This window comes from Pseudomonas shirazensis, assembly GCF_050496565.1.
Classification (GTDB): Bacteria; Pseudomonadota; Gammaproteobacteria; order Pseudomonadales; family Pseudomonadaceae; genus Aquipseudomonas; species Aquipseudomonas shirazensis_A.
Genome location: NZ_JBNWAE010000015.1, coordinates 72248 through 98517 on the forward strand (window position 1 = coordinate 72248; position 26270 = coordinate 98517).

General features: G+C 62.4%; 26 protein-coding genes. 12 read left to right on the forward strand and 14 right to left on the reverse strand.

What is annotated here, in order from left to right; all coding sequences use genetic code 11:
• Positions 1–42 precede the first annotated feature (42 nt).
• Positions 43–849, forward strand: a complete 807-nt coding sequence (locus tag ACQZ2L_RS20115; RefSeq protein WP_430327544.1) for a SirB1 family protein — start codon at positions 43–45, stop codon at positions 847–849.
• Here the strand turns inward: ACQZ2L_RS20115 and maiA are convergent.
• Genes maiA through hmgA form a run of 3 tightly spaced genes read right to left on the reverse strand, consistent with a single transcriptional unit; the run spans position 843 to position 4078 of the window.
• Entirely contained in the window at positions 843–1475 is a 633-nt protein-coding gene (maiA, locus tag ACQZ2L_RS20120) for a maleylacetoacetate isomerase (protein WP_430327545.1), read from the reverse strand. The genes ACQZ2L_RS20115 and maiA overlap by 7 nt on opposite strands.
• 11 nt (positions 1476–1486) lie before the next feature.
• Entirely contained in the window at positions 1487–2779 is a 1293-nt protein-coding gene (gene fahA, locus ACQZ2L_RS20125; protein ID WP_430327546.1) for a fumarylacetoacetase, read from the reverse strand.
• Positions 2780–2782: 3 nt separating this feature from the next.
• Complete coding sequence (hmgA, locus tag ACQZ2L_RS20130) at positions 2783–4078, reverse strand: homogentisate 1,2-dioxygenase (protein WP_430327547.1); 1296 nt, start codon at positions 4076–4078, stop codon at positions 2783–2785.
• 185 nt (positions 4079–4263) lie between these two features.
• On the opposite strand from hmgA, the gene ACQZ2L_RS20135 reads away from it, so the two are divergent.
• Entirely contained in the window at positions 4264–5040 is a 777-nt protein-coding gene (locus tag ACQZ2L_RS20135; protein ID WP_430327548.1) for an IclR family transcriptional regulator, read from the forward strand.
• A 406-nt stretch (positions 5041–5446) separates the two neighbouring features.
• Here ACQZ2L_RS20135 and yjiA read toward each other — a convergent pair whose 3' ends face one another.
• The 3 genes from yjiA to ACQZ2L_RS20150 all read right to left on the reverse strand — a co-directional run bounded on the left by yjiA (position 5447) and on the right by ACQZ2L_RS20150 (position 8778).
• A complete protein-coding gene (yjiA, locus tag ACQZ2L_RS20140) occupies positions 5447–6418 on the reverse strand; it encodes a GTPase (protein WP_430327549.1) in 972 nt (323 codons plus the stop codon).
• A 78-nt stretch (positions 6419–6496) separates the two neighbouring features.
• Entirely contained in the window at positions 6497–6694 is a 198-nt protein-coding gene (locus ACQZ2L_RS20145; protein WP_101322086.1) for a YbdD/YjiX family protein, read from the reverse strand.
• Between the two features lie 17 nt (positions 6695–6711).
• On the reverse strand, positions 6712–8778 hold the full coding sequence (locus ACQZ2L_RS20150; protein WP_101322087.1) for a carbon starvation CstA family protein: 2067 nt from the start codon (positions 8776–8778) through the stop codon (positions 6712–6714).
• Between the two features lie 166 nt (positions 8779–8944).
• Between ACQZ2L_RS20150 and ACQZ2L_RS20155 the strand changes: the two genes are divergently transcribed.
• Positions 8945–9307: a PilZ domain-containing protein gene (locus tag ACQZ2L_RS20155; protein WP_430327550.1), complete on the forward strand. Its 363-nt coding sequence runs from the start codon at positions 8945–8947 to the stop codon at positions 9305–9307.
• 263 nt (positions 9308–9570) lie between these two features.
• Positions 9571–11088: a nucleobase:cation symporter-2 family protein gene (locus ACQZ2L_RS20160; protein ID WP_430327551.1), complete on the forward strand. Its 1518-nt coding sequence runs from the start codon at positions 9571–9573 to the stop codon at positions 11086–11088.
• A gap of 75 nt (positions 11089–11163) precedes the next feature.
• Here the strand turns inward: ACQZ2L_RS20160 and radA are convergent, their stop codons facing one another.
• Complete coding sequence (gene radA, locus ACQZ2L_RS20165; protein WP_101322090.1) at positions 11164–12531, reverse strand: DNA repair protein RadA; 1368 nt, start codon at positions 12529–12531, stop codon at positions 11164–11166.
• Between the two features lie 189 nt (positions 12532–12720).
• On the opposite strand from radA, the gene mscL reads away from it, so the two are divergent.
• Positions 12721–13140 carry a large-conductance mechanosensitive channel protein MscL gene (mscL, locus tag ACQZ2L_RS20170; RefSeq protein WP_103438552.1) on the forward strand — a complete coding sequence of 140 codons (420 nt, stop codon included), beginning with the start codon at positions 12721–12723 and terminating at the stop codon, positions 13138–13140.
• A gap of 27 nt (positions 13141–13167) precedes the next feature.
• On the opposite strand, the gene ACQZ2L_RS20175 is transcribed toward mscL, so the two are convergent.
• The gene (locus ACQZ2L_RS20175; protein WP_430327552.1) at positions 13168–13944 is read right to left on the reverse strand and encodes a ferredoxin--NADP reductase; all 777 of its coding nucleotides are present in this window, start codon (positions 13942–13944) and stop codon (positions 13168–13170) included.
• 204 nt (positions 13945–14148) lie between these two features.
• Here ACQZ2L_RS20175 and ACQZ2L_RS20180 point away from each other — a divergent pair, with 204 nt between their 5' ends.
• Positions 14149–14853 carry an autoinducer binding domain-containing protein gene (locus ACQZ2L_RS20180; protein WP_430327553.1) on the forward strand — a complete coding sequence of 235 codons (705 nt, stop codon included), beginning with the start codon at positions 14149–14151 and terminating at the stop codon, positions 14851–14853.
• A gap of 96 nt (positions 14854–14949) precedes the next feature.
• On the forward strand, positions 14950–16074 hold the full coding sequence (locus ACQZ2L_RS20185; protein ID WP_430327554.1) for a methyltransferase: 1125 nt from the start codon (positions 14950–14952) through the stop codon (positions 16072–16074).
• 9 nt (positions 16075–16083) lie between these two features.
• Here ACQZ2L_RS20185 and ACQZ2L_RS20190 read toward each other — a convergent pair whose 3' ends face one another.
• Genes ACQZ2L_RS20190 through ACQZ2L_RS20200 form a run of 3 tightly spaced genes read right to left on the reverse strand, consistent with a single transcriptional unit; the run spans position 16084 to position 18681 of the window.
• Positions 16084–16227: a DUF2474 domain-containing protein gene (locus ACQZ2L_RS20190; RefSeq protein WP_101322094.1), complete on the reverse strand. Its 144-nt coding sequence runs from the start codon at positions 16225–16227 to the stop codon at positions 16084–16086.
• A gap of 12 nt (positions 16228–16239) precedes the next feature.
• The gene (gene cydB, locus ACQZ2L_RS20195; RefSeq protein WP_150570688.1) at positions 16240–17247 is read right to left on the reverse strand and encodes a cytochrome d ubiquinol oxidase subunit II; all 1008 of its coding nucleotides are present in this window, start codon (positions 17245–17247) and stop codon (positions 16240–16242) included.
• A 3-nt stretch (positions 17248–17250) separates the two neighbouring features.
• Positions 17251–18681 (reverse strand): cytochrome ubiquinol oxidase subunit I, encoded by a 1431-nt coding sequence (locus ACQZ2L_RS20200; RefSeq protein WP_103438557.1) that lies wholly within the window; start codon positions 18679–18681, stop codon positions 17251–17253.
• Positions 18682–19025: 344 nt separating this feature from the next.
• On the opposite strand from ACQZ2L_RS20200, the gene ACQZ2L_RS20205 reads away from it, so the two are divergent.
• Complete coding sequence (locus ACQZ2L_RS20205; protein WP_430327555.1) at positions 19026–20291, forward strand: MFS transporter; 1266 nt, start codon at positions 19026–19028, stop codon at positions 20289–20291.
• Here ACQZ2L_RS20205 and ACQZ2L_RS20210 read toward each other — a convergent pair.
• Positions 20268–20774, reverse strand: a complete 507-nt coding sequence (locus tag ACQZ2L_RS20210; protein WP_430327556.1) for a GNAT family N-acetyltransferase — start codon at positions 20772–20774, stop codon at positions 20268–20270. The genes ACQZ2L_RS20205 and ACQZ2L_RS20210 overlap by 24 nt on opposite strands.
• 203 nt (positions 20775–20977) lie before the next feature.
• Here ACQZ2L_RS20210 and ACQZ2L_RS20215 point away from each other — a divergent pair, with 203 nt between their 5' ends.
• The 4 genes from ACQZ2L_RS20215 (at position 20978) to ACQZ2L_RS20230 (ending at position 24862) form a co-directional block, all read left to right on the forward strand.
• Positions 20978–22273, forward strand: coding sequence for an NCS2 family permease (locus tag ACQZ2L_RS20215; protein WP_101322099.1), 1296 nt, complete (start codon positions 20978–20980; stop codon positions 22271–22273).
• Positions 22270–23355: a tRNA (uridine(54)-C5)-methyltransferase TrmA gene (trmA, locus tag ACQZ2L_RS20220; RefSeq protein ID WP_430327557.1), complete on the forward strand. Its 1086-nt coding sequence runs from the start codon at positions 22270–22272 to the stop codon at positions 23353–23355. Before ACQZ2L_RS20215 ends, trmA begins: the two co-directional genes overlap by 4 nt.
• Before the next feature lie 60 nt (positions 23356–23415).
• Positions 23416–24318: a LysR family transcriptional regulator gene (locus ACQZ2L_RS20225; protein WP_430327558.1), complete on the forward strand. Its 903-nt coding sequence runs from the start codon at positions 23416–23418 to the stop codon at positions 24316–24318.
• Between the two features lie 106 nt (positions 24319–24424).
• Entirely contained in the window at positions 24425–24862 is a 438-nt protein-coding gene (locus tag ACQZ2L_RS20230; RefSeq protein WP_430327559.1) for a cupin domain-containing protein, read from the forward strand.
• A 60-nt stretch (positions 24863–24922) separates the two neighbouring features.
• Here ACQZ2L_RS20230 and pcaG read toward each other — a convergent pair whose 3' ends face one another.
• Positions 24923–25528 (reverse strand): protocatechuate 3,4-dioxygenase subunit alpha, encoded by a 606-nt coding sequence (pcaG, locus tag ACQZ2L_RS20235; RefSeq protein ID WP_430327560.1) that lies wholly within the window; start codon positions 25526–25528, stop codon positions 24923–24925.
• An 11-nt stretch (positions 25529–25539) separates the two neighbouring features.
• Positions 25540–26259, reverse strand: coding sequence for a protocatechuate 3,4-dioxygenase subunit beta (pcaH, locus tag ACQZ2L_RS20240; RefSeq protein WP_101322102.1), 720 nt, complete (start codon positions 26257–26259; stop codon positions 25540–25542).
• Positions 26260–26270 lie beyond the last annotated feature (11 nt).

Here is a 26270-nt window from a genome sequence, read left to right on the forward strand (position 1 = left end):
CGCTGTCAGAGCTAATACTCAAGCGTGTCGGGGGAGAGTCTGATGAACCCACGTAAAGCCTGCCTGGCGTGCCTGGAACGCGCGCCCGTCGACCTGCTGGAAGCAACCTTGTGGATTGCCGCCGAGCACGACCCCAGCGTCGTGCCCGCCCAGGCCCTCGCCCAGGTGCGCGAGCTGCAGCAGCAGATAAATGCCAGCCTGCCGATGTTGCCGCTCAGTGAGCTGGCCCAGCCGCTGTTGCGCCAGCTCAATACGCTGGGCTTCCAGCAAGACGAAATGCTGCCTCTGCGTGCCCACGCGGCACTGATGGACAAAGTGTTGCAGCGCCGCCGTGGCCAGCCACTGGCGCTGGCAATCCTCGCTCTGGAGCTGGCGCGGCGTTTGTCGATCCCGCTGGAAGGGGTCAACTTCCCTGGCCATTTTCTGCTGCGCGTGCCTGGCGCGGATCACTTACTCGACCCTTGCGGCGGTCGCCGTCTGTACCCGGCCGAGTGCCGCCAGCTACTGGCCCGTCAGTTCGGCCCGCAGGTAGCGTTGACGGCCGAACATGTGCAGGTGGCCAGCCCGTTGCAGATGCTGCAGCGGCTGTCACGCAACCTGCGCCAGCTGCATATCAGCAACGACAATGACCTGGCCGCATTGATCGACGCCGAACGGGTCATGCAGCTGGGGCCGGTGCTGGTCAGCGACTACCTGGCGCGAGCCACGCTGTACCAGCGCCTGGATTGCCCGCAGGCCGAACGCTTCGACCTGGAACGGGCATTGTTGCTCAGCGAAGACCCGGCGCAGCGCCTGAAGTTGAGCGAACGTCTGGGCCACCTGCCGGCCAGCAGCCCATCGATTCACTGAGGCGGGGTATCAGGCTGACGTGATGGATGCGCCTGGATAAACGCCGGATGCTGCGCAGCCAGCGCTGCCACTCGGTTGATCCGCGGGTAGCGGCTCAGATCGACACTGAACCGCTCGGCCGCATACAGCTGTGGCAGCAGGTAGGCATCAGCCAAACTCGGCGCCGGGCCAAAGCAGAAGCCCTGATCATCGATCAACTGCTCCACCGCTGCCAGACCTTGGCCAATCCATTGGGCAATCCATTGATTGACCTGCACCTCGTCCAGCCCCAGCTGACGCAATTGATTGAGCACGCTGACGTTGTGCAGCGGGTGCACATCACAACCGATGATCGCCGCTACCCCCCGTGCCTTCGCCCGCGCCTCAGCCTCGGCAGGCAACAGCGGCGGCTGTGGATAAACCTCCTCCAGGTACTCGATGATCGCCGCCGATTGCACCAGCACACTGCCGCTGTCGCAGCCCAGCGCCGGCACCCTGCCCTGCGGATTGAGCGCCAGGTAGCCATCGCCGCGCTGCTCGCCCTTGAGCAGGTTGACCGGCACGGTGTCGAACGCGAGGCCCTTCAACGCCAGGGCAATCCGAACCCGATAGGACGAGGTCGAACGGTAATAGCCGAACAGCCGCATGGCCCGCCCCCTCAGTTGGCCGCGATGACTTTGCCGCGGCACTCGCCGAAGCCGATGCTGACCGCGCCGTCGCGCTTGCAGCGAGCACGCAGGATGATCTCGTCGCCGTCTTCGAGGAACTTGCGCACCTCGCCGCTGGCCAGTTCGATCACCTGCTTGCCGCCATCCGTCATCTCCAGCAGGCTGCCAAATGACCCTGGCTGCGCGCCAGACAACGTCCCCGAGCCGAACAGGTCGCCTGCTTGCAGCTGGCAGCCGTTGACGCTGTGGTGGGCAACCATCTGCGCCACGGTCCAGTACATGCTCAGGGTGTTACTCAGACTCAGGCGGTGAGGCGGCAAGCCTTGTTCGCGCAGGCCTTCGGTGATCAGCAGCACTTCCAGTTCGATGTCGAGCGCGCCGTTAGCCTGATCGCGTGCATCGAGCAGATACGACAGTGGCTGCGGATCACCCTCGGGACGCGCTGGCTGAGCGCAGCGGAACGGCTCCAGCGCCTCGGCAGTGACTACCCACGGCGACAGCGTGGTAATGAAGCTCTTCGACAGGAACGGCCCCAGCGGCTGGTATTCCCACGCCTGAATATCGCGCGCCGACCAGTCGTTGAGCAGGCAATAACCAGCAACATGCTCGGCCGCATCGCCAATCGGGATCGCTTGCCCAATGTCATTGCCCTGGCCAATCCAGATGCCTAGCTCCAGCTCGAAGTCGAGCCGGGCGCAGGGGCCAAAGCTTGGCTCGGTCTGGCCCGCAGGCAAGGTCTGCCCTTTCGGCCGACGCACGTCGGTGCCCGACGGGCGCAAGGTCGAGGCGCGGCCGTGGTAGCCGATGGGCACGTATTTGTAGTTGGGCAGCAGCGGGCTGTCCGGGCGGAACAGCTTGCCGACGTTCTTCGCGTGCTCGATGCCGACATAGAAGTCGGTGTAGTCGCCCACCTTGGCCGGCAGGTGCATCTGGCAGTCGCTGGCGGGGTACAGCGCCGCTTGCAGTGCAGCCTGATGTTCGCTGTGCTTACCCAGCAGTTCCAGCAAACGCTGGCGCAACGCAACCCGGGCCGAGCGGCCAAGGTCGAAATAGGCATTCAGCGTGCCGTCGGCGGTGGCTTCGACCGCAGTTTTGGCTTCACCCTCGAACAGGCCGGCGGCAAGCACGGCCTGCAGGTCGAGAATCGAATCGCCGATGGCCACGCCACAGCGCTGTGCTTCACCCGGCCGGCTGAAGATCCCCAATGGGAGGTTCTGCAGCGGGAAGTCACTGTGGCCGTTGGCCTGTTCGACCCAGCTACGGGCAGTCGCGGTGTGGTTCATGGGTTATCTCCGATTCGGGTTGAAGGTGCTCGGCAAGGTGGCCCAGCAGCTGTCGTAGTCGGCCTGCAATTGCGGGCATTCAAGCGCACTCTGGCTCGGGCGCAGGACCTGGCTGGTCTCGAACATGAAGGCCATGGTGTTGTCGATCTTGTGCGGTGCCAGCTCGCCATTGATGGCCTTGTGGCAAGTCTCGGCATCCGGTCCATGGGCGCTCATCACCCCATGCAGCGACGCGCCGCCGGGCAGGAAACCGTCGGCCTTGGCGTCGTAGGCGCCCTGGATCAGGCCCATGAACTCGTTCATCAGGTTGCGGTGGAACCACGGCGGGCGGAAGGTGTTCTCGGCAACCATCCAGCGTGGCGGGAAGATCACGAAGTCCATGTTGGCCAGGCCGTGGACGCTGCTCGGTGAGGTCAGCACAGTGAAAATCGATGGGTCCGGGTGGTCGAAGCTGACCGTCCCCAAGGTGTTGAAACGGCGCAGGTCGTATTTGTACGGGACGTTGCTGCCATGCCAGGCGACCACATCCAGCGGCGAATGCTGCAGTTCACAGGCCCAGTGCTCACCGAGAAACTTCTGCACCAGCTGGACCGGGCCGCTGCTGTCTTCGTAATGCGCCACGGGGGTGAGGAAATCACGCGGGTTGGCCAGGCCGTTGCTGCCGATCGGGCCAAGGTCGGGCAGGCGCAGCGGCGCGCCGTGGTTTTCAGCCAGATAGCCACGCGCCTGACCGTCGAGCAGCTCGACGCGAAACTTCATGCCGCGTGGGATCACGGCGATTTCCAGCGGCTCGACGTCGAGTACACCCAGCTCGGTGGCGATACGCAGGCGGCCTTGCTCAGGCACCAGCAGCAGCTCGCCATCGGCATTGAAGAACACCCGCTGCATCGAGCGGTTGGCGCTGTAGATATAGATGCTGACGCCGGATGGTTTGTCCGCCGCGGCGTTGGCAACCATCGGCCGCCAGCCTTCGATGAAATCAGTGGCTTCGGTCGGTAGCGGCTGCGGGTTCCAGCGCAAGCGGTTGGGCGTCACCGCACCCAGTGGCGCCGCCAGCGGTTGGCGCGCCAGACGCTCGAAGCGCGGATGCAGCGCCGACGGGCGAATGCGGTACAGCCAGGTGCGCCGCAATTCGCTGCGGGCCATGGTGAACGCGGTGCCCGAGAGCAATTCGGCGTACAGGCCATAAGGCGCACGCTGGGGTGAGTTCTGCCCGACCGGCAGGGCGCCAGGCAGCGCTTCACTGGCAAACTCGTTGCCAAAGCCGCTGAGGTAGTCGAGGGCGGTGTCGCGGGTCATCTGTGCCTCCAGGCTCACCGAGAGCCATGCTGGCAGGGGCTGCTGGGCTGAACCGGGCCGTATCACGGTGGCTGGCAGCGCGTCTGCATTGTTATTGTCGTAATCAGATTACGAATAACGTAATTTGCTCGCCGCCCGTCGTCAAGTTATAAAGTCGCCATCTGTCAATGTGGATTCCTTTCCCCATGTCCAAAGCCAGCACCCCTGCCGACACCGGCAAGCAAAAGGTCCGCTCGGCGGAAGTCGGCACCGATATCCTCAAGGCCCTTGCCGAGCTTTCGCCGTCGACCTCGCTGTCGCGCCTGGCCGAGCATGTCGGCATGCCGGCGAGCAAGGTGCATCGCTATTTGCAGGCGCTGATTGCCAGCGGTTTCGCCGAGCAGGATCGTGCCACCAACCACTACGGCCTGGGCCGCGAAGCGTTGCGGGTGGGCATGGCGGCGCTGGGCAGTATCGATGTGCTCAAGGTGGCGGCGCTGCCGCTGTCGGCATTGCGCGACGCGCTCAATGAGAGCTGCTTCATTGCCGTTTGGGGTAATCAGGGCGCGACCGTGGTCAGTATCGAGCCGGCGGTGCGCGCCGTTACCGTGGTGACGCAGATCGGCTCGGTGCTGCCGCTGCTGAGTTCATCGACCGGGCTGGTGTTCGCGGCGCACTTACCCGAGCGCGAGACGGTTGACCTGCGTGAACGTGAGCTTGCCGCAATGGCGCAGACATTCGACGCCTACCAACCGCTGCTGACAGGGATTCGCGAGCAGGGGCTGCACCATGTACATGGGCTGTTGATGCCTGGCGTCGATGCACTGTCGGCGCCGATCTTCAATGCCATGGGACACATCGTTGCGGTGATGACCGTGGTTGGGCCGACCTCGATTTTCCATGCCGATGAGCATGGCCCGGCGGCGCGGCAGTTGCTGGCTGCCACCCGTGATATCAGTTGGCGGATGGGCTACGCGGCCTGAGCAGCGACTCTTACTCAGCGCGTAAAGGTGAATGTCGCCTGGGGCTATTTTTCCTGCAGCAACAGCGGCTTATGCTGACGTCACTGGCCAGCACGCAGCGCACTCCCCCGCCCTGCGTGCCGGCCATGCTCGACGACGTTGATTTTGAAGCTCCTTGATCTAACGTCCAGATTGGCCACTGCACATGCAGTGGCCTTTTTTTTATCTGCTGCACTGCGGCCCTTGTAGGAGCGGCCTTGTGTCGCGAAAGGGTCGCGCAGCGGCCCCACATTTTCAGCTTCGCCGCTGATATCGCCGGGCCAGCTTTGCTGGCCTTTCGCGACCGGTCCGGCGCCCCGGCAAGGCCGCTCCTACAGGGACCGCGCATGATCAGCTAGTCCATCGCGATCCTGGGTCGTGATAGAGCTCAGCTCAGCGCGGCAAAGCCTGCACGAATCTCGTCTTCGGGCAGTTCATCGCCAACGAACACCATCACACTCTCACGCACCTCGTCGGCCTTCCATTCGCTGTCCCAGTCGAAGCCGTACAACTTCAACACACCCTGGAACACCAAGCGGCGCTCATCCCCGGCGATGTTGAGCACGCCTTTGTAGCGCAGCAACTGCTTGCCGTGGCTTTCCAGCAGCTGGTTCATGAACTCGCTGAGGCGATCGATATCCAGCGCAGTGCTGGTACGCAACACCAGCGTCGAGATGCGATCCGGGGTCGCCGGCTTGAGCACCGGGCGCAGGCTGCGGGTGATACTCGCGCCCAGGTCAGGATTGAGATTGAAGCCACGCACATCGAGCAACTCAGCCAGGTCGATGCGGCCCTGCTCGACGATGCGAATCGCCGCACGGCCGTTAATCCGCGCCAGGCGCTCCTGCAAGGCCTCGACAGCCTCTGCCGTGACCAGATCGGTCTTGCTCAGCAGCAAGCGGTCGGCAAAGCCGACCTGGGCCTGGGCAATCGCCTGGGTCAGGTGCACGTCGGCGTGGGCGGCGTCGACCAGGGTAATGATGCCGTCGAGGATGTAGCGATCGCGCAGCTCTTCATCGATGAAGAAGGTCTGCGCAACCGGTGCCGGGTCAGCAAGACCGGTGCATTCGATCACCAACCGGTCAAACGCGATGTCGCCGGCATCCAGCCGCTCCAGCAGCAGGTAGAGGGCTTTGGTCAGGTCGGTGTGGATGGTGCAGCACACGCAACCGTTGGCCAGGGTCATGACCTGCACCGGCTCGTCACCGAGCAGCTGGCTGTCGATGCCGGCCTCGCTGAATTCGTTTTCGATCACGGCGATCTTCAGGCCATGCTCGGCCTTGAGCATGTGCTTGAGCAGGGTGGTCTTGCCCGCACCGAGAAAGCCGGTGAGGACCGTTACAGGAATAGGCGTTTGCACGCAGACATCTCCTTTGGCCATAAATGAAAGTGGGAGCCCGGTTGCCCGGGCTCCCACTCGATCACACTTGCCGCTGGTTCAACAGCACTTGGGCCCGGACTTGCCGCCGTAACGAGCTTCCTGTCGCTCGCGGAAGAACTCCTCGTAGCTCATCATCGGCTTGTCCGGGTGCTTGCCCTGCATGTGCTCGACGTAATTGTCGTAGTCGGGCATGCCGACCATCAGCCGGGCAGCTTGCCCCAGGTACTTACCCAGGCGACCCAGGTCGTTGAACATGGCTGCAGTCCTCTCGTTTACGCGTCAGGCAGCGCCTGGAACGGGGTTTCTTTATCGCTGCGCTCTTTGCGACCCAGTGCCGAGTAACCGACTCTGAGGGCGAAGAACAGGATGCTGAACACCACCACCAGGAACAGGATGGTCAAGCCAGCGTTGGTATAGGCGTTGAAGATCACGTGCTGCATCTGGCCAACGTCCTTGGCCGGGGCCAGCACCTGACCGGCGTCCAGCGCGACGCTGTACTTGTTCGCCAGTGCCAGGAAGCCAACAGCCGGGTTCGGATCGAACAGCTTGATGAAGCCTGCGGTAGTGGTGCAGATCAGCAGCCATACTGCTGGTACCAGGGTGACCCACATGTAGCGCTGGCGCTTCATCTTGATCAGTACCACGGTGCCGAGCATCAGCGCGATACCGGCCAGCATCTGGTTGGAGATACCGAACAGCGGCCACAAGGTGTTGATGCCACCCAGCGGATCGATCACGCCTTGATACAGCAGGTAACCCCACATCGCCACGCAGCCAGCGGTGGCAAGCAGGTTGGCGCCCCACGACTCGGTACGTTTGAGGGCAGGCACGAAGCTGCCGAGCAGGTCTTGCAGCATGAAGCGGCCGGCACGGGTACCGGCGTCCACTGCGGTGAGGATGAACAGCGCCTCGAACAGAATCGCAAAGTGGTACCAGAAGGCCATGGTGTTTTCACCCGGCAATACCTGGTGCAGGATCTGCGCGATACCGACTGCCAGCGTTGGCGCACCACCGGCACGGGCCAGAATGGTGTGCTCGCCAATGTCGCGGGCAACCGCTTCAAGTTGCTCAGGGGTGATCAGGAAGCCCCAGCTGCTGACCGTCTGCGCAACGCTTACCACGTCGGAGCCGACCACTGCTGCCGGGCTGTTCATGGCGAAGTACACACCTGGCTCGATCACCGAAGCAGCGACCATGGCCATGATTGCCACGAACGACTCCATCAGCATGCCGCCGTAACCGATGTAACGGGCGTTGGTTTCGTTGTCGAGCAGCTTGGGCGTGGTGCCCGAAGAGATCAAGGCATGGAAACCGGACACCGCGCCGCAGGCGATGGTGATGAACAGGAACGGGAACAGCGTGCCCTTCCAGACCGGGCCAGTGCCGTCGGTGAACTGGGTCAGCGCAGGCATCTTCAGTTCAGGCGCTAGGATCAGGATGCCCAGCGCCAAGGCGACGATGGTACCGATCTTGAGGAAGGTCGACAGATAGTCACGCGGCGCCAGTACCAGCCACACCGGCAGTACGGCGGCAACGAAGCCATAGCCCACCAGCATCCAGGTGATCTGCACACCGGTGAAGGTGAACGCCGGGCCCCAGACCGGGTCGGCAGCCACCAGGCCACCGATCCAGATCGACAGCAGCAGCAGGACCACACCGATGATCGAGATCTCGCCGATCCGCCCCGGACGGATGTAGCGCATATAGATGCCCATGAACATCGCGATCGGGATGGTCGCCATCACCGTGAACATGCCCCAAGGGCTTTCAGCCAGGGCCTTGACCACGATCAGCGCCAGCACCGCGAGGATGATGATCATGATCAGGAAGCAGCCGAACAGGGCGATGGTGCCCGGGATCCGGCCCATTTCTTCACGGACCATGTCACCCAGCGAGCGGCCATTGCGGCGGGTGGACATGAACAGGACCATGAAGTCCTGAACGGCACCTGCCAGAACCACACCGGCAATCAGCCACAGCGTACCGGGCAAGTAACCCATCTGCGCGGCAAGCACCGGACCGACCAGCGGCCCCGCGCCAGCGATGGCGGCGAAGTGGTGACCGAAGAGGATGTGCTTGTTGGTCGGAACATAGTCCAGACCATCGTTGTTGAGTACCGCAGGGGTAGCCCGACGCGAGTCGAGCTGCATCACCTTGGTGGCGATGAACAGGCTGTAGTAGCGATAGGCGACCAGATACAAGGCCACTGCCGCCACCACAATCCACAAGGCGTTGACTGCCTCGCCGCGACGCAGGGCAACAACACCCAGCGCACAGGCTCCCAGTACTGCCAACACCAGCCACGGAATGTGGCGTAGCAGGCTATTATTGTTGTTCATGGTTTACTTCCAGCTGGTGGATTGGAAAGACCGCCAAGCGAGTCTAGGGCCAGTCAAGGCGCATTGCCACATTTGCTTTGTTCTAGAGCCTTTGCCGCCCGATTGCGCAAGCACATACGCCCATACCTTCAACTATAGTCAGGATGTCTTGCAGAGGGCTTTGACCATGAGCGATCACGACGAACGTCGGCGTTTCCAGCGAATAGCTTTCGATGCCACCGCAGAACTGCGCCAGGGCTCGCAAAAATGGCAGGTAAAGCTGCTGGATATCTCCCTCAAGGGCATTCTGGTCAGTCGCCCCGAGCGTTGGGAGCCGGATGCCACGCAGGATTTTGAAGCGACGGTACACCTCAGCCCCGAGGTGCAACTGGAAATGCTGGTCGAGCTGCGCCATGAAGAAGCCAGCAAACTGGGCTTCGTCTGCCTGTACATCGACCTCGACTCGATGAGCCATCTGCACCGTCTTGTGGAATTGAACCTGGCTGATCGCACTGAAATGATGCGCGAGCTGCGCGAACTCATCGAATAATGCTATCTGTTAGCTAGCTAACCTCCCCTCCCCAATGTGTTTCCTGTCTACCCAGACAGCTTCTTGCAAGCGGTCTGGGGACTTGTACACAACTTTATAAACACGCTCGCGCTCTGTTGGAACGCTTTCTGCATTCAGCAAACACGCTGTTTACGAGCACTCTTGTGCGCGCTCCAATCAAAATATTGTATACAATTTTTGTGGCCATCCTTTGTAGGAAGTGTCTACAGTAGCCCCACAACAATAAACAGAGAGCCTGCTCCATGACGACGCCCCCTGGAATACCTGCGGCCCAACGTCCCGAGGACGAAAACCTCGGCCTCGGCGCCAACCTGGCCTACGGTCTGCAGCATGTGCTGACCATGTATGGCGGGATCGTTGCGGTCCCGCTGATCCTGGGCCAGGCAGCGGGCCTGAACCCCGCCGAGATCGGTCTGTTGATCGCCGCGTCACTGTTTGCCGGTGGCCTGGCGACCTTGCTGCAAACACTTGGTTTACCGTTTTTCGGCTGCCAGCTGCCGCTGGTTCAAGGTGTGTCCTTCGCCGGTGTGGCGACCATGGGCGCAATCCTCAGCAGTGAAGGTGGCGGTGGCCTGCCGGGGGTGCTCGGCGCAGTCATGGCGGCCTCGGTGCTCGGCTTTTTGATCACGCCGGTGTTCTCGCGGATCACCAAGTACTTCCCGCCGCTGGTGACGGGCATCGTCATCACCACCATCGGCCTGACCCTGATGCCGGTTGCGGCGCGCTGGGTCATGGGCGGCAACAGTGCCTCGCCGGAGTTCGGCAGCATGGCCAACATCGGCCTGGCCGCGCTGACCTTCGCCATCGTGCTGGTGCTGAGCAAACTCGGCAGCGCGACCATCTCGCGACTGTCGATCCTGCTGGCGATGGTGGTCGGCACGTTGATCGCCTGGTCACTGGGCATGGCCGATTTCAGCAAGGTCGCCGAAGGCCCGATGTTCGCCATGCCCTCGCCGTTCCACTTCGGCATGCCGACCTTCCATATCGCCGCGATCCTGTCGATGTGCATCGTGATCATGGTGACCCTGGTGGAAACCTCGGCAGACATTCTGGCGGTCGGTGAGATCATCGACACCAAGGTCGACTCCAAGCGCCTGGGCGACGGCCTGCGTGCCGACATGGCATCCAGCATCCTGGCACCGATCTTTGGCTCCTTCACCCAGAGCGCTTTCGCCCAGAACGTTGGCCTGGTAGCCGTGACCGGGGTCAAGAGCCGCTATGTAGTGGCCACTGGCGGGTTGATCCTGGTGGTACTGGGCCTGCTGCCGGTGATGGGCCGGGTGATTGCGGCAGTGCCGACGCCAGTACTTGGCGGTGCTGGCATCGTGCTGTTCGGCACCGTGGCTGCGAGCGGTATCCGCACCTTGTCCAAGGTCAGCTACAAGAACAACGTCAACCTGATCATCGTCGCCGCTTCGCTGGGCTTTGGCATGATCCCGATTGCCGCACCGAACTTCTACCACCACTTCCCCAACTGGTTCGAGACCATCTTCCACTCCGGCATCAGCTCGGCGGCGATCATGGCGATTCTGCTCAACCTGATGTTCAACCACTTCACCACCGGCAACTCGGAGAACCAGTCGGTGTTCGCCGCAGCCTACGAGCGCACCATCCAGTACTCGGACATCTCCGCCCTGCGTGATGGCGACTACTTCAAGGAGGGCAAGCTGTTCGACGCCGAAGGCAACGAGGTGCCGCTGCAAGAGGGCGGTGAGCAGGACGGCGAGGCGCGACGGCGCAACGCGGTGGCCGAACACTGACGCCTGACCGAGCAGTAAAAAGGGGAGCCGACGCGCATCGTCGGCTCCCCTTTTTTATGCGGCGGTTTTGCCTGGTTACTCGAACAGCGCGTCGAGAGCCTGCTCAAGCCGGGTCACGGCAATCACCTGCAGCCCCGGCGGCGATTCCTTGGGCGCATTGCCCTTGGGCACGATGGCACGCTTGAAGCCATGCTTGGCGGCTTCCTTCAAGCGCTCCTGACCGCTGGGCACCGGCCGTACCTCGCCAGACAGGCCGATTTCACCGAACACCAGCAGGTCATGGGCCAGTGGCCGATTGCGCAAGCTTGACATCACCGCGGCCAACAGCGCCAGGTCAGAGGCCGTCTCCAGTACCTTGACCCCGCCGACCACGTTGAGGAACACGTCCTGATCGTGGGTCGGGATGCCGCCGTGCCGGTGCAACACGGCCAGGAGCATGGCCAGGCGGTTCTGGTCCAGGCCCAGGGTGACCCGGCGCGGGTTGGCCAGGTGGCTGTCGTCGACCAGCGCCTGCACCTCGACCAGCATCGGCCGAGTGCCTTCCCAGGTGGCCATGACCACACTGCCGGGGACTTCTTCCTGAGTGCGATTGAGGAAGATCGCCGACGGGTTGGAGACCTCTTTCAAACCACGATCGGTCATGCCGAACACGCCCAGTTCGTTGACCGCGCCAAAGCGGTTTTTCACCGCACGCAGCAAGCGCAGGCGGCCATCGGACTCGCCCTCGAAATACAGCACGGTGTCGACCATGTGCTCGAGCACCCGCGGCCCGGCCAGCGAGCCTTCCTTGGTCACGTGACCGACGAGGAAGATCGCCGTGCCGCTCTGCTTGGCGTAACGCACCAGCAATGCCGTACTCTCGCGCACCTGGGCGACCCCGCCGGGTGCGGATTGCAGCTGTTCGGTGAAGATGGTCTGGATCGAGTCGATGACCATGACCCGCGGCTGCTCGACGCGAGCGGTGGCGATGATGGTCTCGATGCAGGTTTCGGTCATGACCTTGAGCTTGTCCTGCGGCAGGCCCAGGCGCCGCGAGCGCATCGCTACCTGCTGCTGCGACTCTTCGCCGGTGACATACAGTGCCGGCATCGCTGCGGCCATATGGCACAGGGTCTGCAACAGGATGGTCGATTTGCCGATACCGGGGTCACCACCGATCAACACCACCGAGCCATCGACCAGACCACCACCGAGCACCCGGTCCAGCTCGCCACTGCTGGTGCTGAAGCGGGGGATTTCCTCGACGCTGACTTCGGCGAGGGTTTTCAGCTGGGCTTGCTGCCCGGTCCAGCCTGCACGCCCGCTCGGCGCCGCAGCACCGCCGCTCTCGATCATGCTCTCGACCAGGGTGTTCCAGGCGCCGCACTCGCCGCACTGGCCCGCCCATTTGGGAAAGGTCGCGCCGCACTCGGTGCAGCCATACAAGCGCTTGGCCTTGGCCATGGGGGCAGTCTCCTGGAAAAAGTGACCATGATAGCCGAGCCAGACGTGTCTCGAACGCCGCGGGATGCGACAAAACTATTCGATCCAACCACAGTCACTTACTAACCTCAGTCACTGCCGCGTCACGCATGATGCGTTTTCGTGGCTTACACTGCGTTTTACTTCTCAATTTGTTACAAGGAATACACCATGGGCATGATCAGTGAATTCAAGGCATTTGCCGTAAAAGGCAATGTTGTCGATATGGCGGTCGGTATCATCATCGGCGCCGCCTTCGGCAAAATCGTTTCGTCTTTTGTTGGCGACGTGGTGATGCCGCCGCTGGGCCTGCTGATCGGTGGCGTCGACTTCAGTGACCTGGCGATTACCTTGAAAGCCGCCGAAGGCGATATCCCGGCCGTGGTGCTGGCGTACGGCAAGTTCATTCAGACCGTCATTGACTTCGTCATCGTTGCATTCGCCATCTTCATGGGCGTCAAAGCAATTAACCGCCTCAAGCGCGAAGAAGCTGTGGCGCCAACCACGCCACCGGTGCCAACCCCGCAGGAGACCCTGTTGACCGAGATTCGCGATCTGCTCAAGACACAGAATCAGAACCGCTTGCCCTGACCGAGCGACGGGGCGCGCCGCGCCCCTTTACCAGTAGTTTTCCACTGCGACCTGGCCAGGACGCTTGCTCAGGTTGAGTTGCAGATCGCGCGCCTTCAACACCTGGCGCGTGTCGTCGATCATCTGCGGGTTGCCGCAGAGCATGATCCGCGAATGCTCAGGGGATAACTCAAGCCCCGCCGCCCGCTCCAGCTCACCACTTTCAATCAACTGGGTAATCCGTGCATTCAATGCACCCGGATACGCTTCGCGCGTGACCACAGGGATAAACTGCAACTTGCCGGCATATTCGGCCAGATAGTCGCGCTGCTCCAGCCCGGCGATTTCATCGACGTAGGCCAACTCCGCGGCCTCGCGTACCGAATACACCAGTTTGATGTTGTCGAAGCGTTCCCAGACCTCGAAGTCCTGCAGGATCGACATGAACGGCGCAATGCCGGTGCCGGTTGCCAGCAGCCACAGATCACGGCCTGGGGGCAATCGATCAAGGGTCAGGTAGCCGAACGCCTGCCGATCGATGAGCAAGCTGTCGCCCTCTGCAAGGCGGCTGAGCTCGCTGGTGAATTCGCCGCCAGGCACCACGATCGAGAAGAAATCCAGATACTCGTCATGCGGCGCACTGACCATCGAGTACGCACGCCAGACCACGCTGCCATCGGCCTTGCTCACGCCCAACCGGGCGAACTGGCCTGCACGAAAGCGAAAACCTGGGTCGCGCGTTACGCGCAGGGAAAACAGGTTGGGCGTCAACGGCCGAACGTCGAGCAGGGTCTGGCAGGTGAACTTGTCGGCGCTGGCGGTCATGACGGGCTCCATAAATCAGATGTGCCCAGTTTCGCCGAAAGCTGCCCGAATTAACACCGACGGTTTGCAAGGGAAAACCGGACAGCCAATAGACAAGCGGTACAGTTAATGAGAAAAAAACCTAACTAAAGGACCTGTCTTTTCCTACAATCAGTCGCACAGGACAGATTTGAAGCCGCAAAAAAACCAGGGAGGTACTCGTAAATGCCGCAATGGAGAGCCGAGCAACTGCAGTTGTTGCTCGCCGAGCGCGAGCCGCAGCAGTTGTTCAATCGCGCGCTGACGCTGGTGCAGGAAATGGACATGACCTACCTCGGCCTGGCCTTGCACATCCACCTGGCCGCCAGCCGACCGCATATCATTCTGTATAGCAATTATCCAAGCGAATGGTTGAGCTATTACACCAATGCCGATGTAGTGAAAGCTGATCCGGTTGCAGCCCGCTGCCATCAGTCGACCCACGCCGTGCAGTGGACGGACGAAGCTTACCGCGAGGTACCGGTTTTCCGCGAAACCGCCATGAAGTGCGGCTTGCGCCACGGCTGGACCCAGTCGGTCTATGACCAGCGTCATAATCAAACCCAGATGAGTGTTGCCAGGCCAACCCGGCCGGTCGAGCTCGGCGAGTTCTACGAAAGCGGGGCGCGCGTGCTGTGGCTCTGCCATACCCTGCATGGGCTGCTTTGCGAGCATCACCTGGCAAGCCTTGCACCTGTACCCAAGCTCACCGAGCGCGAATTGGAAGTACTCAAGTGGTCAGCCGACGGCAAGACTGCGGCAGACATCGCGCGCATCCTGACCCTCTCGACCAGCACTGTGAACTTCCATATCCGCAGCGTGATCGCCAAGACCAACGCCTCCAACAAAGCCGGCGCCATCGCCATCGCGGCCAGCCGTGGGCTGTTCTGAGCGCAACCTCCCCCCCGTGGATAAAGCCCTGTAGAATCTCGCTCCTCAAGCTCGTCGTGGTCTGCGCCGAGCAGATTCATAGCTGAGCCCCACGCCATGCCCCTGCTGACCAGCCCCTTCGCCGAACTTGATCTGATCCGCCAGCCGGAACAGGCCGATGACCCGCTGCAAGCGTTCGACGCTGCCGACCAGTACCTGCTCGAGCACCTCGCCAGCCAAGGGTTGCCCGCCGACTGCCGCGTGCTGGTGCTCAATGACAGCTTCGGCGCTCTGGCAGCCAGCCTGTGCGACAGCCTGCAGGTGACCAGCAGCGGTGACTCGCACCTGGCGCGCATGGCCCTGGAGAAGAACCTCGCGCGCAATGCCAAGGCGTTTGACCGCGTGCCGTTCGTGCCGTCTAACCAGGCCTGGCAGGGAACGTACGATCGGGTGCTGGTGCGGGTGCCAAAAACCCTGGCCTTGCTTGAAGAGCAGCTGATCCGCTTGCAAGGCCACCTGGCACCGGGCGCCGAGGTGATCGCCACGGCCATGATCAAGCACTTGCCGCGTGCCGCTGGCGATTTGCTGGAAAAGTACATCGGCCCGGTGCAGGCCTCGCTGGCGCAGAAAAAGGCGCGCCTGCTGACAGCCAGTTTCAGCGAACGGGCCCCGGCTCAATCGCCCTACCCTAGCCGTTATACGTTGGATCAACCGGCCCTGGAGCTGGTCAATCACGCCAATGTATTCTGCCGCGAAGGGCTGGATATCGGCACCCGTGCGTTTCTCCCGCACCTGCCGCGCGATCTTGGTCAGGCCCGGGTCGCCGACCTGGGTTGCGGTAACGGCGTGCTGGCGATCGCTTGCGCGCTGCTTAACCCGCAGGCGCAGTTCAGTTTGGTGGATGAGTCATACATGGCCGTGCAGTCGGCACTAGAGAACTGGCAGGCGGCGCTGGCCGAGCGGCCGGTTGAAGTACTGGCGGCAGACGGCCTGGCCGGGTTCGAGAAGCAATCACTGGATGTGGTGCTGTGCAACCCACCGTTCCACCAGCAGCAGGTGGTCGGTGACTTCCTCGCCTGGCGCATGTTCCAGCAGGCCCGCGATGCGTTGGTGGTGGGCGGCGCGCTGTACATCGTCGGCAACCGCCACCTGGGCTATCACAGCAAGTTGGCGCGGTTGTTCCGTGGGGTCGAGCAGGTTGCCGCGACCCCCAAGTTCGTCATCCTCAAAGCGCGCAAGTAACCCGCCGGGTCAGTGCGTGCTCAGCCCGGCTGCGCTCATGAACATGCGCATCAGCCAGGCCAGCACACCCAGGGCGGCGACACTCGCCGCCCAGATCATCACCAGCCAGCCTAGCCGCTGCCAAAGTGGCTTTTTCTGTTCGATACCGGTCATGCCACGCACCTCCTAGTGATAGCCCTGGTCATGGGTGACTTTGCCGCGGAACACGTAATAGCTCCAGAACGTGTAGCCGAGGATCAGCGGCAGGATGAACAGCGTCCCCACCAGCATGAAGCCCTGGCTCTGCGGCGGCGCGGCAGCTTCCCAGATCGAGATCGACGGCGGGATGATGTTGGGCCAGACGCTGATCCCCAGGCCGCTGTAGCCCAGGAAGATCAACACCAGGGTCAGCAGAAACGGCGTGTAATGCGCTGAGCGGGCAATCGCCTTGAACAAGCCATAGAACGTCACCATCACCAGAATCGGTACCGGCATGAACCAGAGCAGGTTAGGCATGCTGAACCAGCGCTCGGCAATCTGTGGGTAAGCGATCGGCGTCCAAAGGCTGACGATGCCGATGACCGCCAGCAACACCAGTGCCAGAGGCCGGCCAAGCACATGCATCTGCTGTTGCAGCGGGCCTTCGGTTTTCATGATCAGCCAAGTGCAGCCAAGCAAGGCATAGGCGACGATCAGGCCCAACCCGGAGAACAGGCTGAACGGCGTGACCCAGTCCCAGGCGCCGCCGGCATAGTGCCGGTCGACCACCTTGAAGCCCTCGATGAACGCGCCCAGCGCCACACCCTGGAAGAACGTCGCCAGCAGCGAGCCGCCAATGAACGCCTTGTCCCACACGTGGCGCTTGGCCGCGGTGGCCTTGAAGCGGAACTCGAAGGCCACGCCGCGGAAGATCAAGCCGATCAGCATCAGGATCAGCGGCAGATACAGTGCCTCCAGCACCACCGCATAGGCCATCGGAAACGCCCCGAACAAGCCCGCACCGCCCAGCACCAGCCAGGTTTCGTTGCCATCCCAGACCGGGGCGACGGTGTTCATCATGACGTCGCGGTCATGCTCGGCCTTGACGAACGGGAAGAGAATGCCGATGCCCAGGTCGAACCCGTCCATCACCACATACATCATCACGCCAAAGATGATGATCACAGCCCAGATCAGCGGAAGATCGATACCCATGGCTCAGTTCCTCTCGGTCAGGCTGGAGTTGGCCTCATGGCCGTCATCGGCAGCGGACAATGGCCGCGCCGGGGTCCGTTTTTGCCCTGGGCCACCAGGTGGCTGCTCCTCTTCACCGGTATGCGGGCCTTTGCGCACCAGGCGCATCATGTACGCAAGGCCAGTGCCGAACACCGCAAAGTAAACCACCACGAACATCACCAGAGTGAAACCGAGCTGGCCGTAGCTGTGGTTGGAGACGCCATCGGCCGTGCGCATCAGGCCATACACCACCCACGGCTGACGGCCGATTTCAGTGGTGAACCAGCCAGCGAGAATGGCGATCAGCCCAGATGGACCCATCCACAACACGAAGTACAGGAACGGCCGCGAATGGTAGATCGCGCCGGTTCTACGCAGCCACAGGCTCCACAGGCCAGCGGCAATCATCAACATGCCCAGCGCGACCATGACCCGGAACGACCAGAAGATGATCGTCGAGTTGGGCCGATCCTCTTTGGGGAATTCCTTCATGGCCGGCACTTGCTTGTCCAGGCTGTGGGTCAGGATCAAGCTACCGAGCACCGGAATCTCGACCTTGAAGCGGGTGGTTTCGGCTTCCATATCGGGGATGCCGAACAAAATCAGCGGGGTCGCCTCACCGGGTTTGTTCTCCCAGTGGCCTTCGATGGCGGCGATTTTCACCGGCTGATGCTTGAGCGTATTGAGCCCATGGAAGTCGCCGATGATCGCCTGCACCGGGGCCACGATCAGGGCCATCCACATGGCCATCGAGAGCATCTTGCGCACGGCCGGGTTGTCCCGCCCGCGCAGCAGATGCCAGGCCGCCGAAGCGCCGACGAAGAACGCCGTGGCGACGAAGGCAGCGGTGGCCATGTGTGCCAGGCGGTAGGGGAACGACGGGTTGAAGATCACCGCCAGCCAGTCCACCGGGATTACCCGGCCATCGATGATCTCGTGGCCCTGCGGGGTCTGCATCCAGCTGTTGGAGGCCAGGATCCAGAAGGTCGAGACCAGCGTGCCCAGCGCCACCATCAACGTCGAGAAGAAGTGCAGGCCGCGGCCCACTCGGCTCCAGCCAAACAGCATGACGCCAAGGAAGCCCGCTTCGAGGAAGAATGCAGTGAGCACTTCGTAAGTCAGCAATGGCCCGGTGACGGCGCCGGCGAAATCAGAGAAGCGGCTCCAGTTGGTGCCGAACTGATAGGCCATGACCAGGCCCGAGACCACGCCCATGCCGAAGTTGACGGCAAAGATCTTCGACCAGAAGTGATAGAGATCGCGGTAGACGCGGTTGTCGGTTCTCAGCCACAGGCCTTCGAGAACCGCCAGATAACTGGCCAGGCCAATGGTGATGGCCGGGAACAGGATGTGAAAGGACACGGTAAAGGCAAACTGGATTCGGGCGAGCTCTAGGGCTTCTAAGCCGAACATGGTGCTTCCTCTTCAGGTGAACCGGCATTTCGGGCTTGTGGCCCTGATGCCCACTGCCCCCACGGTTATCGAGTGCGACCTGTTGGAATTGTTCTATTCGATTGCAGGGATTCACGCCGCACGGGCCGATCAATGCATTTGCAACGATTGACCCAGATCAATGGCTGTATCCAGCATAGCCCCGAATCCCGCCCCAGGGCCTGTGGCTGGATGCCGCGTGGCGCATTGCCCCACCCTCTTCCATGCAGTAGCAAAAGGTGCTTGAGCAGGACTTACGCAACTCTTTGTTACAAACAGATGATAGGCTGCAGGACCCCGAGATTCTTACAGGTCGCAGGCTGCCGATGTCCGATTCTGCTCCGTTGTTGTTGCGTCACCACCGGCCCTTTCTGGCGTTCTGGCTGGCCCGCGTATTTACCGCGAGCGGCTTTCAGATGCTCACCGTGGCGATTGGCTGGCAGCTCTATCAGCTGACCGGCAACGTGCTCGATCTGGGCCTGGTCGGCCTGGTCGAATTTGCCCCGCGAGTGTTGTTCATGCTGCATACCGGGCACGTAGCCGATCGCTATGACCGGCGCCGGGTGGCGGCGCTGTGCCAGAGTCTGCAGGCGCTGATCGCACTGGCACTGGTGCTCGGCAGTGCCACCGACAACGTCAGCCGCGAGCTGATTTTCTGCCTGGCCTTCCTGCTCGGCGCGGCACGTTCGTTTGAAATGCCGGCGACTCAGGCCCTGCTGCCAAACGTGGTACCGCCCGGGCTGTTCCCGCGGGCCGTGGCCGCCTCGGCATCGGCGACTCAGGCCGCTACCATAGTCGCCCCTGCGGTTGGTGGCTTGTTGTATGCGTTTGGCAGCATCTGGGTGTATGGCCCGACCGTGGCGCTGTATGTGATCGCCTGCGGCCTGACCCTGAGCCTGGACGCCCGTCAGCAGGTCCAGCAGCGCGGCCGGGCGACGCTGGAGTCGCTGTTGGCCGGGGTACGCTTTATCCGCAGCCGCCCGGACATCCTCGGCGCGATCTCGCTCGACCTGTTCGCCGTGCTGCTGGGCGGCGCCACGGCGTTGCTGCCGGTGTTTGCCAAGGACATCCTGTTGACCGGCCCGTGGGGCCTGGGCCTGCTGCGCTCGGCACCCGCGGTCGGCGCACTGTTGATGTCGGTGTGGCTGGCGCGCTTCCCGTTCGAGCGCAAGGTCGGCCGGACCATGTTCACCGCAGTCGGCGTGTTCGGCGTGGCCACCATCGCCTTTGGCCTGTCGACCTCGTTCTGGTTCTCGCTGGCGGTGCTGGTGGTGCTGGGCGCGGCAGACATGATCAGCATGGTCATCCGCAGCGCCTTCGTGCAGCTGGAGACGCCGGACGAAATGCGCGGCCGGGTCAGTGCGGTGAACGGGTTGTTCATCGGGGCTTCGAACCAGCTCGGGGAGTTCGAGTCCGGCGTTACTGCGCACTGGCTGGGCACCGTGCCGGCGGTGGTGCTGGGTGGCGTCGGCACGCTGGTGGTGACCGGGGTGTGGATAAAGTTGTTCCCGACCCTGGCCAACCGCGATCAACTGCACAGCCTGCCGGTCGCAGAAGCGCCAGCGGCGTCAGCCGCACCGATCAAAGGTTGACCCCGCCAGCAGCAGGCTCATCTGCTGCTCATAGCCGACCCGGGCGCGAAAGCCGTTGCCGCTTTCGCGCCAGCCGGTTGCACGGTACAAGGCCAAAGCGCCGAGATTGGCGCGGTCCACTGACAACTGCAGGCGCCTGATATCAGGCCAGACCGTGCGCAAAAGAGCCGGTAGCGCCTGCATGCAAAAGCGGCCAAGGCCCTGCCCCTGAAACCTGCGGTCAACCTGCAGCGCCGTCATCATCGCTGCATCAGGCTGGCCCCAGGCGGGCAGAAATGCGCCACGCTGAAGCAGCAGAAACGCTCTGGGTACATCATCGAGCAACAGCGCAACGCCGCGGCGCTGATCAGAGCCGCAACCGAGCAACAGATACAAGGCATCAGCGATGTCGCCAGCGAAGCCCTGCTGCGCTGCCGGCAGCTGGATATCCAGCAGTTGCCCACGCTGGGCCGGGGTTAGCTGCGAGTAGTCAATCAGCTGCACAGCGGCATCTCGGCGGCGGCCGTCTTGGTGATCGGCACTGAATGCGCAGTGTATCGCGACATTGATTACCGCTCAGCAAGCATGCTGGTATGATGCGCGGCTTTTTTCTACCCCAGATAAAACCACGGCATCCGGTACGGTCTGTGCTTTGCTGATGAGGTCGATACATTAACGGCGCCCCGGGGGCGTCTTTGGGAGCGGGCATGCTGGAAAGGCTGTTTCAACTAAAAGCACACAACACCAACGTGCGCACCGAGATTCTTGCGGGCGTGACCACGTTCCTGGCCATGGCCTACATCCTCTTCGTCAACCCGAGCATCCTCGGCGAGACCGGTATGGACAAGGGCGCGATCTTTGTCGCGACCTGCCTGGCTGCGGCCATCGGCTCGGCAACCATGGGCCTGATCGCCAACTACCCGATCGCGCTGGCGCCGGGCATGGGCCTGAACGCCTTCTTCACCTACACCGTGGTCCTGCACATGGGCCATACCTGGCAGGTGGCGCTGGGTGCGGTATTCATCTCGGCGGTGTTGTTCTTCCTGCTGTCGATCTTCCGTATCCGTGAGTGGATCGTGAACAGCATTCCACTGCCGCTGCGCTCGGCGATCGCCGCCGGTATCGGCCTGTTCCTGGCGCTGATTGCGCTGAACAATGCTGGTATCGTCGTTGATAACCCAGCCACCCTGGTTGGTTTGGGCGACCTCAAGAAGCCTGCTCCGGTGCTGGCTGCACTGGGCTTCTTCCTGATCGTCGCGCTGGAAGCGATGAAGGTTCGCGGTGCAGTACTGATCGGCATTCTGGCCGTCACCGTAGCCTCGATCCTGATGGGCGTGACGCCGTTTGCCGGTGTGGTGTCGATGCCGCCGTCGCTGGCGCCGACCTTCCTTCAGCTGGACATCGCTGGCGCCCTGGATGTGGGCCTGGTCAGCGTGATCTTCGCCTTCCTGTTCGTCGACCTGTTCGACAACTCCGGCACCCTGATCGGCGTGGCCAAACGCGCCGGCCTGATGAGCAAGGACGGCCACATGCCGAAAATGGGCCGGGCGCTGATCGCCGACAGCACCGCGGCCATGGCTGGCTCGCTGCTGGGCACCTCGACCACCACCAGCTACATCGAGTCGGCAGCCGGCGTGAGCGCCGGTGGCCGTACTGGCCTGACCGCTATCGTGGTTGCGGTGCTGTTCCTGCTGGCACTGTTCTTTGCGCCGCTGGCCGGCAGCGTACCGGCCTTCGCCACCGCACCGGCACTGTTGTTCGTCGCCGTGCTGATGGCTTCGGGCCTGGCTGAAATCAACTGGGACGACGTAACCGAAGCCGCCCCTGTGGTGGTGACCGCCCTGGCCATGCCGCTGACCTACTCGATCGCCAACGGCATCGCTTTCGGCTTCATTGCCTGGACCGCGATCAAGCTGCTGTCGGGCCGCCGCCAGGACTTGAACCCGGCGCTGATCATCCTGTCGATTCTGTTCGTTATCAAGCTGGGCTGGTTCAACGCATGAGTTCTGTTTTTGATCCATCTGCCTACCAAAGCCTGCTGGCGCCAAAGGTCGAGCGCCTGCGCGAGCTGCTGGCGCCATTCAGCGCGCCCGAGCCTGTGGTGTTCGAGTCGCCGCGCGAGCACTACCGCCTGCGCGCCGAGTTTCGCCTGTGGCGTGAAGACGGCCAGCGTCACTACGCGATGTTTGCCCCGGGCGAGAAGCACAAGGCGATCCTGATCGAGGATTTCCCGATTGCCAGCCAACGCATCAATACGCTGATGCCGCGCCTGAAAGCGGCCTGGCAAGCGAGCGAGACGCTGAGCAATCGGCTGTTCCAGGTCGAGTTTCTGACCACCCTGGCCGGCGATGCGATGATCACCCTGTGCTATCACCGCCCGCTCGACGACGAGTGGGAAGCTGCCGCCCGCGAGCTGGCCGCCGAGCTCGACGTGAGCCTGGTCGGCCGCTCCAAAGGCAAGCGCTTGGTAATTGGTCGTGACTATGCGGTGGAAAAACTCGACGTCGCCGGGCGCACCTTCAGCTACCGCCAGCCGGAGGGGGCTTTCACCCAGCCCAACGGCGCGGTCAACCAGAAGATGCTCAACTGGGCCTTTGAGGCCATTGGCGAGCGCGACGACGACCTGCTCGAACTGTACTGCGGCAATGGCAACTTCACCTTGCCGCTGGCAACCCGCGTACGCCAGGTGCTGGCCACCGAGATCAGCAAGACCTCGGTCAACGCCGCGTTGCATAACCTCGACGAAAACGGCGTGAATAACGTGCGCCTGGTGCGCCTGTCGGCTGAAGAGCTGACCGAGGCACTGAACGAGGTGCGCCCGTTCCGCCGCCTGCAGGGCATCGACCTGAAGAGCTATCAGTTCGGCACGGTGTTCGTCGACCCGCCGCGTGCGGGGATGGACCCGGATACCTGCGAACTGACTCGACGCTTCGAACGTATCCTGTACATATCCTGCAACCCGGAAACCCTGGCGGCCAACATCGCCCAGTTGCACGATACGCACCGGATCGAGCGCTGCGCCCTGTTCGACCAGTTCCCCTATACCCACCATATGGAAAGCGGTGTGCTGCTGGTCCGACGCTGAACCGACCTCTGCCGGGGCTGCAATGGCCTCGGCGGACGCGCTGCAAGGAGCGCCTGACCGATGGATCAACTAAGCGCCATGCAGACCTTTCGCCGAGTGGTCGATCTGGGCAGTTTCAGCGCCGCTGCGGCCCAGGCCGGGGTGTCGCACACCGTGTTGTCGCGGCAGGTGAAAAACCTCGAGCGCGAACTGGGCAGCCAATTACTCAATCGCACCACACGCCGCCTGCAGGTCACTGAAGCGGGGGCGTTGTTCTATCGCCACTGCGTGCAGATCCTCGAGCAGATGCAGGCCATGAGCCTGGAATTGTCCGAGCATCAGCAGCAGCCTGTTGGCACCTTGCGCCTGAGCGTGGCCAGCGCCTTTGGTGACCTGGAACTGGGCCGCTGGCTGCCGGACTTTGTCGAGCGCTATCCACGTCTGCACGTTGAACTCAACTGCACCGACCGCTTCGTCGACCTGCTCGAAGAAGAGATCGACGTGTGCCTGCGGGTAACCGACCACCTGCCCGACTCAAGCCTGGTGGCGCGCCGCCTGGCCAGCAGCGAGGTGCTGTTGGTGGCCGCACCTGGCTATCTGGCCCGCCACGGCCAACCCACCAGCATCGAGGAACTGGCCAGCCATGCCCTGCTCGGCTACAGCCGCCTGACCCACCCACAGCGCTTGCAGCTGAGCGGCCCAGCAGGCGAGCAGTGCGATGTGCTGATGCCCAGACGCTTGAGTGCCAATTCGCCAATGGCCCTGCGCGCTGCGGCCATCGGCGGGCTGGGCATCGCCAGTTTCGACCGTTTTATCGTGGTTGACGCCCTGAAGGATGGGCGCCTGGTGCCGGTATTCGAAGGCTGGCAACTGCCTGCACGCACGCTGTACGCGGTTTACCCGCAAAGCCGGTATCTGGCGCCCAAGGTACGCGCCCTGCTCGACTATGTGCAGGAGTACTACTCGACCCCGCGCTGGCGCTAGGTATTAGTGCAACTTATGCACAGATCATGGCGGCTGAATGCCGTATCTGTGCCAAATATGAATGGTTAACCTTCGCCTCACATTCAGTTGGCGTAGGAGCCACTCCATGAAAACACTGCACGCAATTATCGCTGGCCTGACCCTCACCAGCCTTGTCGCCACCGCCCAGGCAGGCGAAGAAAAACTCATTTCGGTACCGGACAGCGCTGCACTGAGCTGGAAGGACGTCGCAGGCACCAATGGCGCCGTCAGCTACGCCAACGTCGAGGGCGATATCTTCGGTAAAGGCGCCTATTCGGCCTTTGTGAAATTCAACAAAGGTGTCGACAACGGCCTGCACACACACAGCCAGACTCTGCCTACTGTGGTGCTCAAGGGTACGTTCTATGCCGTGATCGATGGCAAGCGGACCGAGTACCCGGCAGGCGCGTACTACAAGTTGCCGGCCAATCTGGTCCATGAGAGCGGCTGTACCGCAGCAGCAGATTGCCTGCTGTTCCAGTACCAGGCCGATGCCTTTGACTTGAACCCGGTCGAGGGCTGATACCCGCGCCAGCGAGGCCTTGGGGGGACCTCGCTGGCGTAGGCTAGCTTCAGGCTTGCGTCAGAAGTCGAAGAACACCGTTTCGCCTTCACCCTGAATCCGCATGTCGAAGCGATAGGCAGTCTTGCCATCCACTTCACAGCGCTTGGCAATGAGCGTCTCGCGGCGCTGAGGTTGCTCGATCAGGTTGAGCACCGGGCACTTGGCGTTGGCCTCGGCCTCGTCATCGAAGTACAGCCGCGTGTGCAGCTGGATATTGATGCCGCGGGCAAACAGGCTGATGTTGATGTGCGGCGCCATTGGCACGCCAGCCGCATTCTTGACCACACCCGGTTTGACCGTGTGCAGGGTCCAATCACCCGAATCGAAGGTGGTAGCGGTCCGGCCGAAGCTGTTGAACGGGTTTTCCAGGTTGTACTGATCCTGGTACTGGCCGTTGCCATCGGCCTGCCACACTTCCAGGAACGAATCACGCACCAGATGGCCGTTGCCATCGTAGACCTGACCGATCAGCAGGATGTGTTCGCCGGCGGCTTCAGGGCGCGCCAGGGTGTTCCAGATCTCGGTAGGCCGCACTGGGTTGCCTGCAGCTTGCAGGGCCAGGCCAATGTGCACGTAAGGGCCGGCAGTTTGCGACGGGGTTTCCGGCAGCAATTCAATTGGCATGTCGCGGCTCCTCAGCGGTTTTCGAAGTGGGTCTGGCGCTGACCGCGCAGAACGATGTCAAAACGGTACGCCAGGCAATCCATCGGATTGGCGTTGCTCATGTCGAGCTTGGCAATCAGTTGCTGCACCGCTTGCGGGTTGGCGATCGACTTGACGATCGGGCACAGCGGGATCAGCGGGTCACCTTCGAAATACAGCTGGGTAATCAACTTGGTCGAGATCGACGGGCCGCTGATCGAGAAGTGAATGTGCGCCGGGCGCCAGTCATTCGGGCCGTTGCGCCATGGATACGGGCCGGGCTTGATGGTGCGGAAGCTGTAATAGCCATCACGGTCGGTCAGGGCTCGGCCGACACCGCCGAAGTTGGGGTCCAGCGGCGCCAGGTAACGGTCGTTCTTGTGGCGGTAGCGGCCGCCGGCGTTGGCCTGCCACATTTCCACCAAGGTGTTTGGCACCGGTTTGCCGTACTGGTCGATGACTCGGCCGGCGACGATGATGCGCTCGCCGATCGGCAGGCCGCCATTGTCGAAGTTGAGCAGCAGGTCGTTGTCGTGCTGGCCAAAGCCCAGGTGAGTGAAGTCCGGGCCGGTGGTTTCGCTGATCGACTGCGGGATGCTGACCAGCGCCTGGCGCGGTGAGCGGGCGATCGAGGTCTTGTAATCTGGGGTCAGCGCTTTCGGGTGCCAGTTGCGATCACGGATCACGAAGCGGCTGGTGTCCTCGGCAGGCATACCGGTGTTCC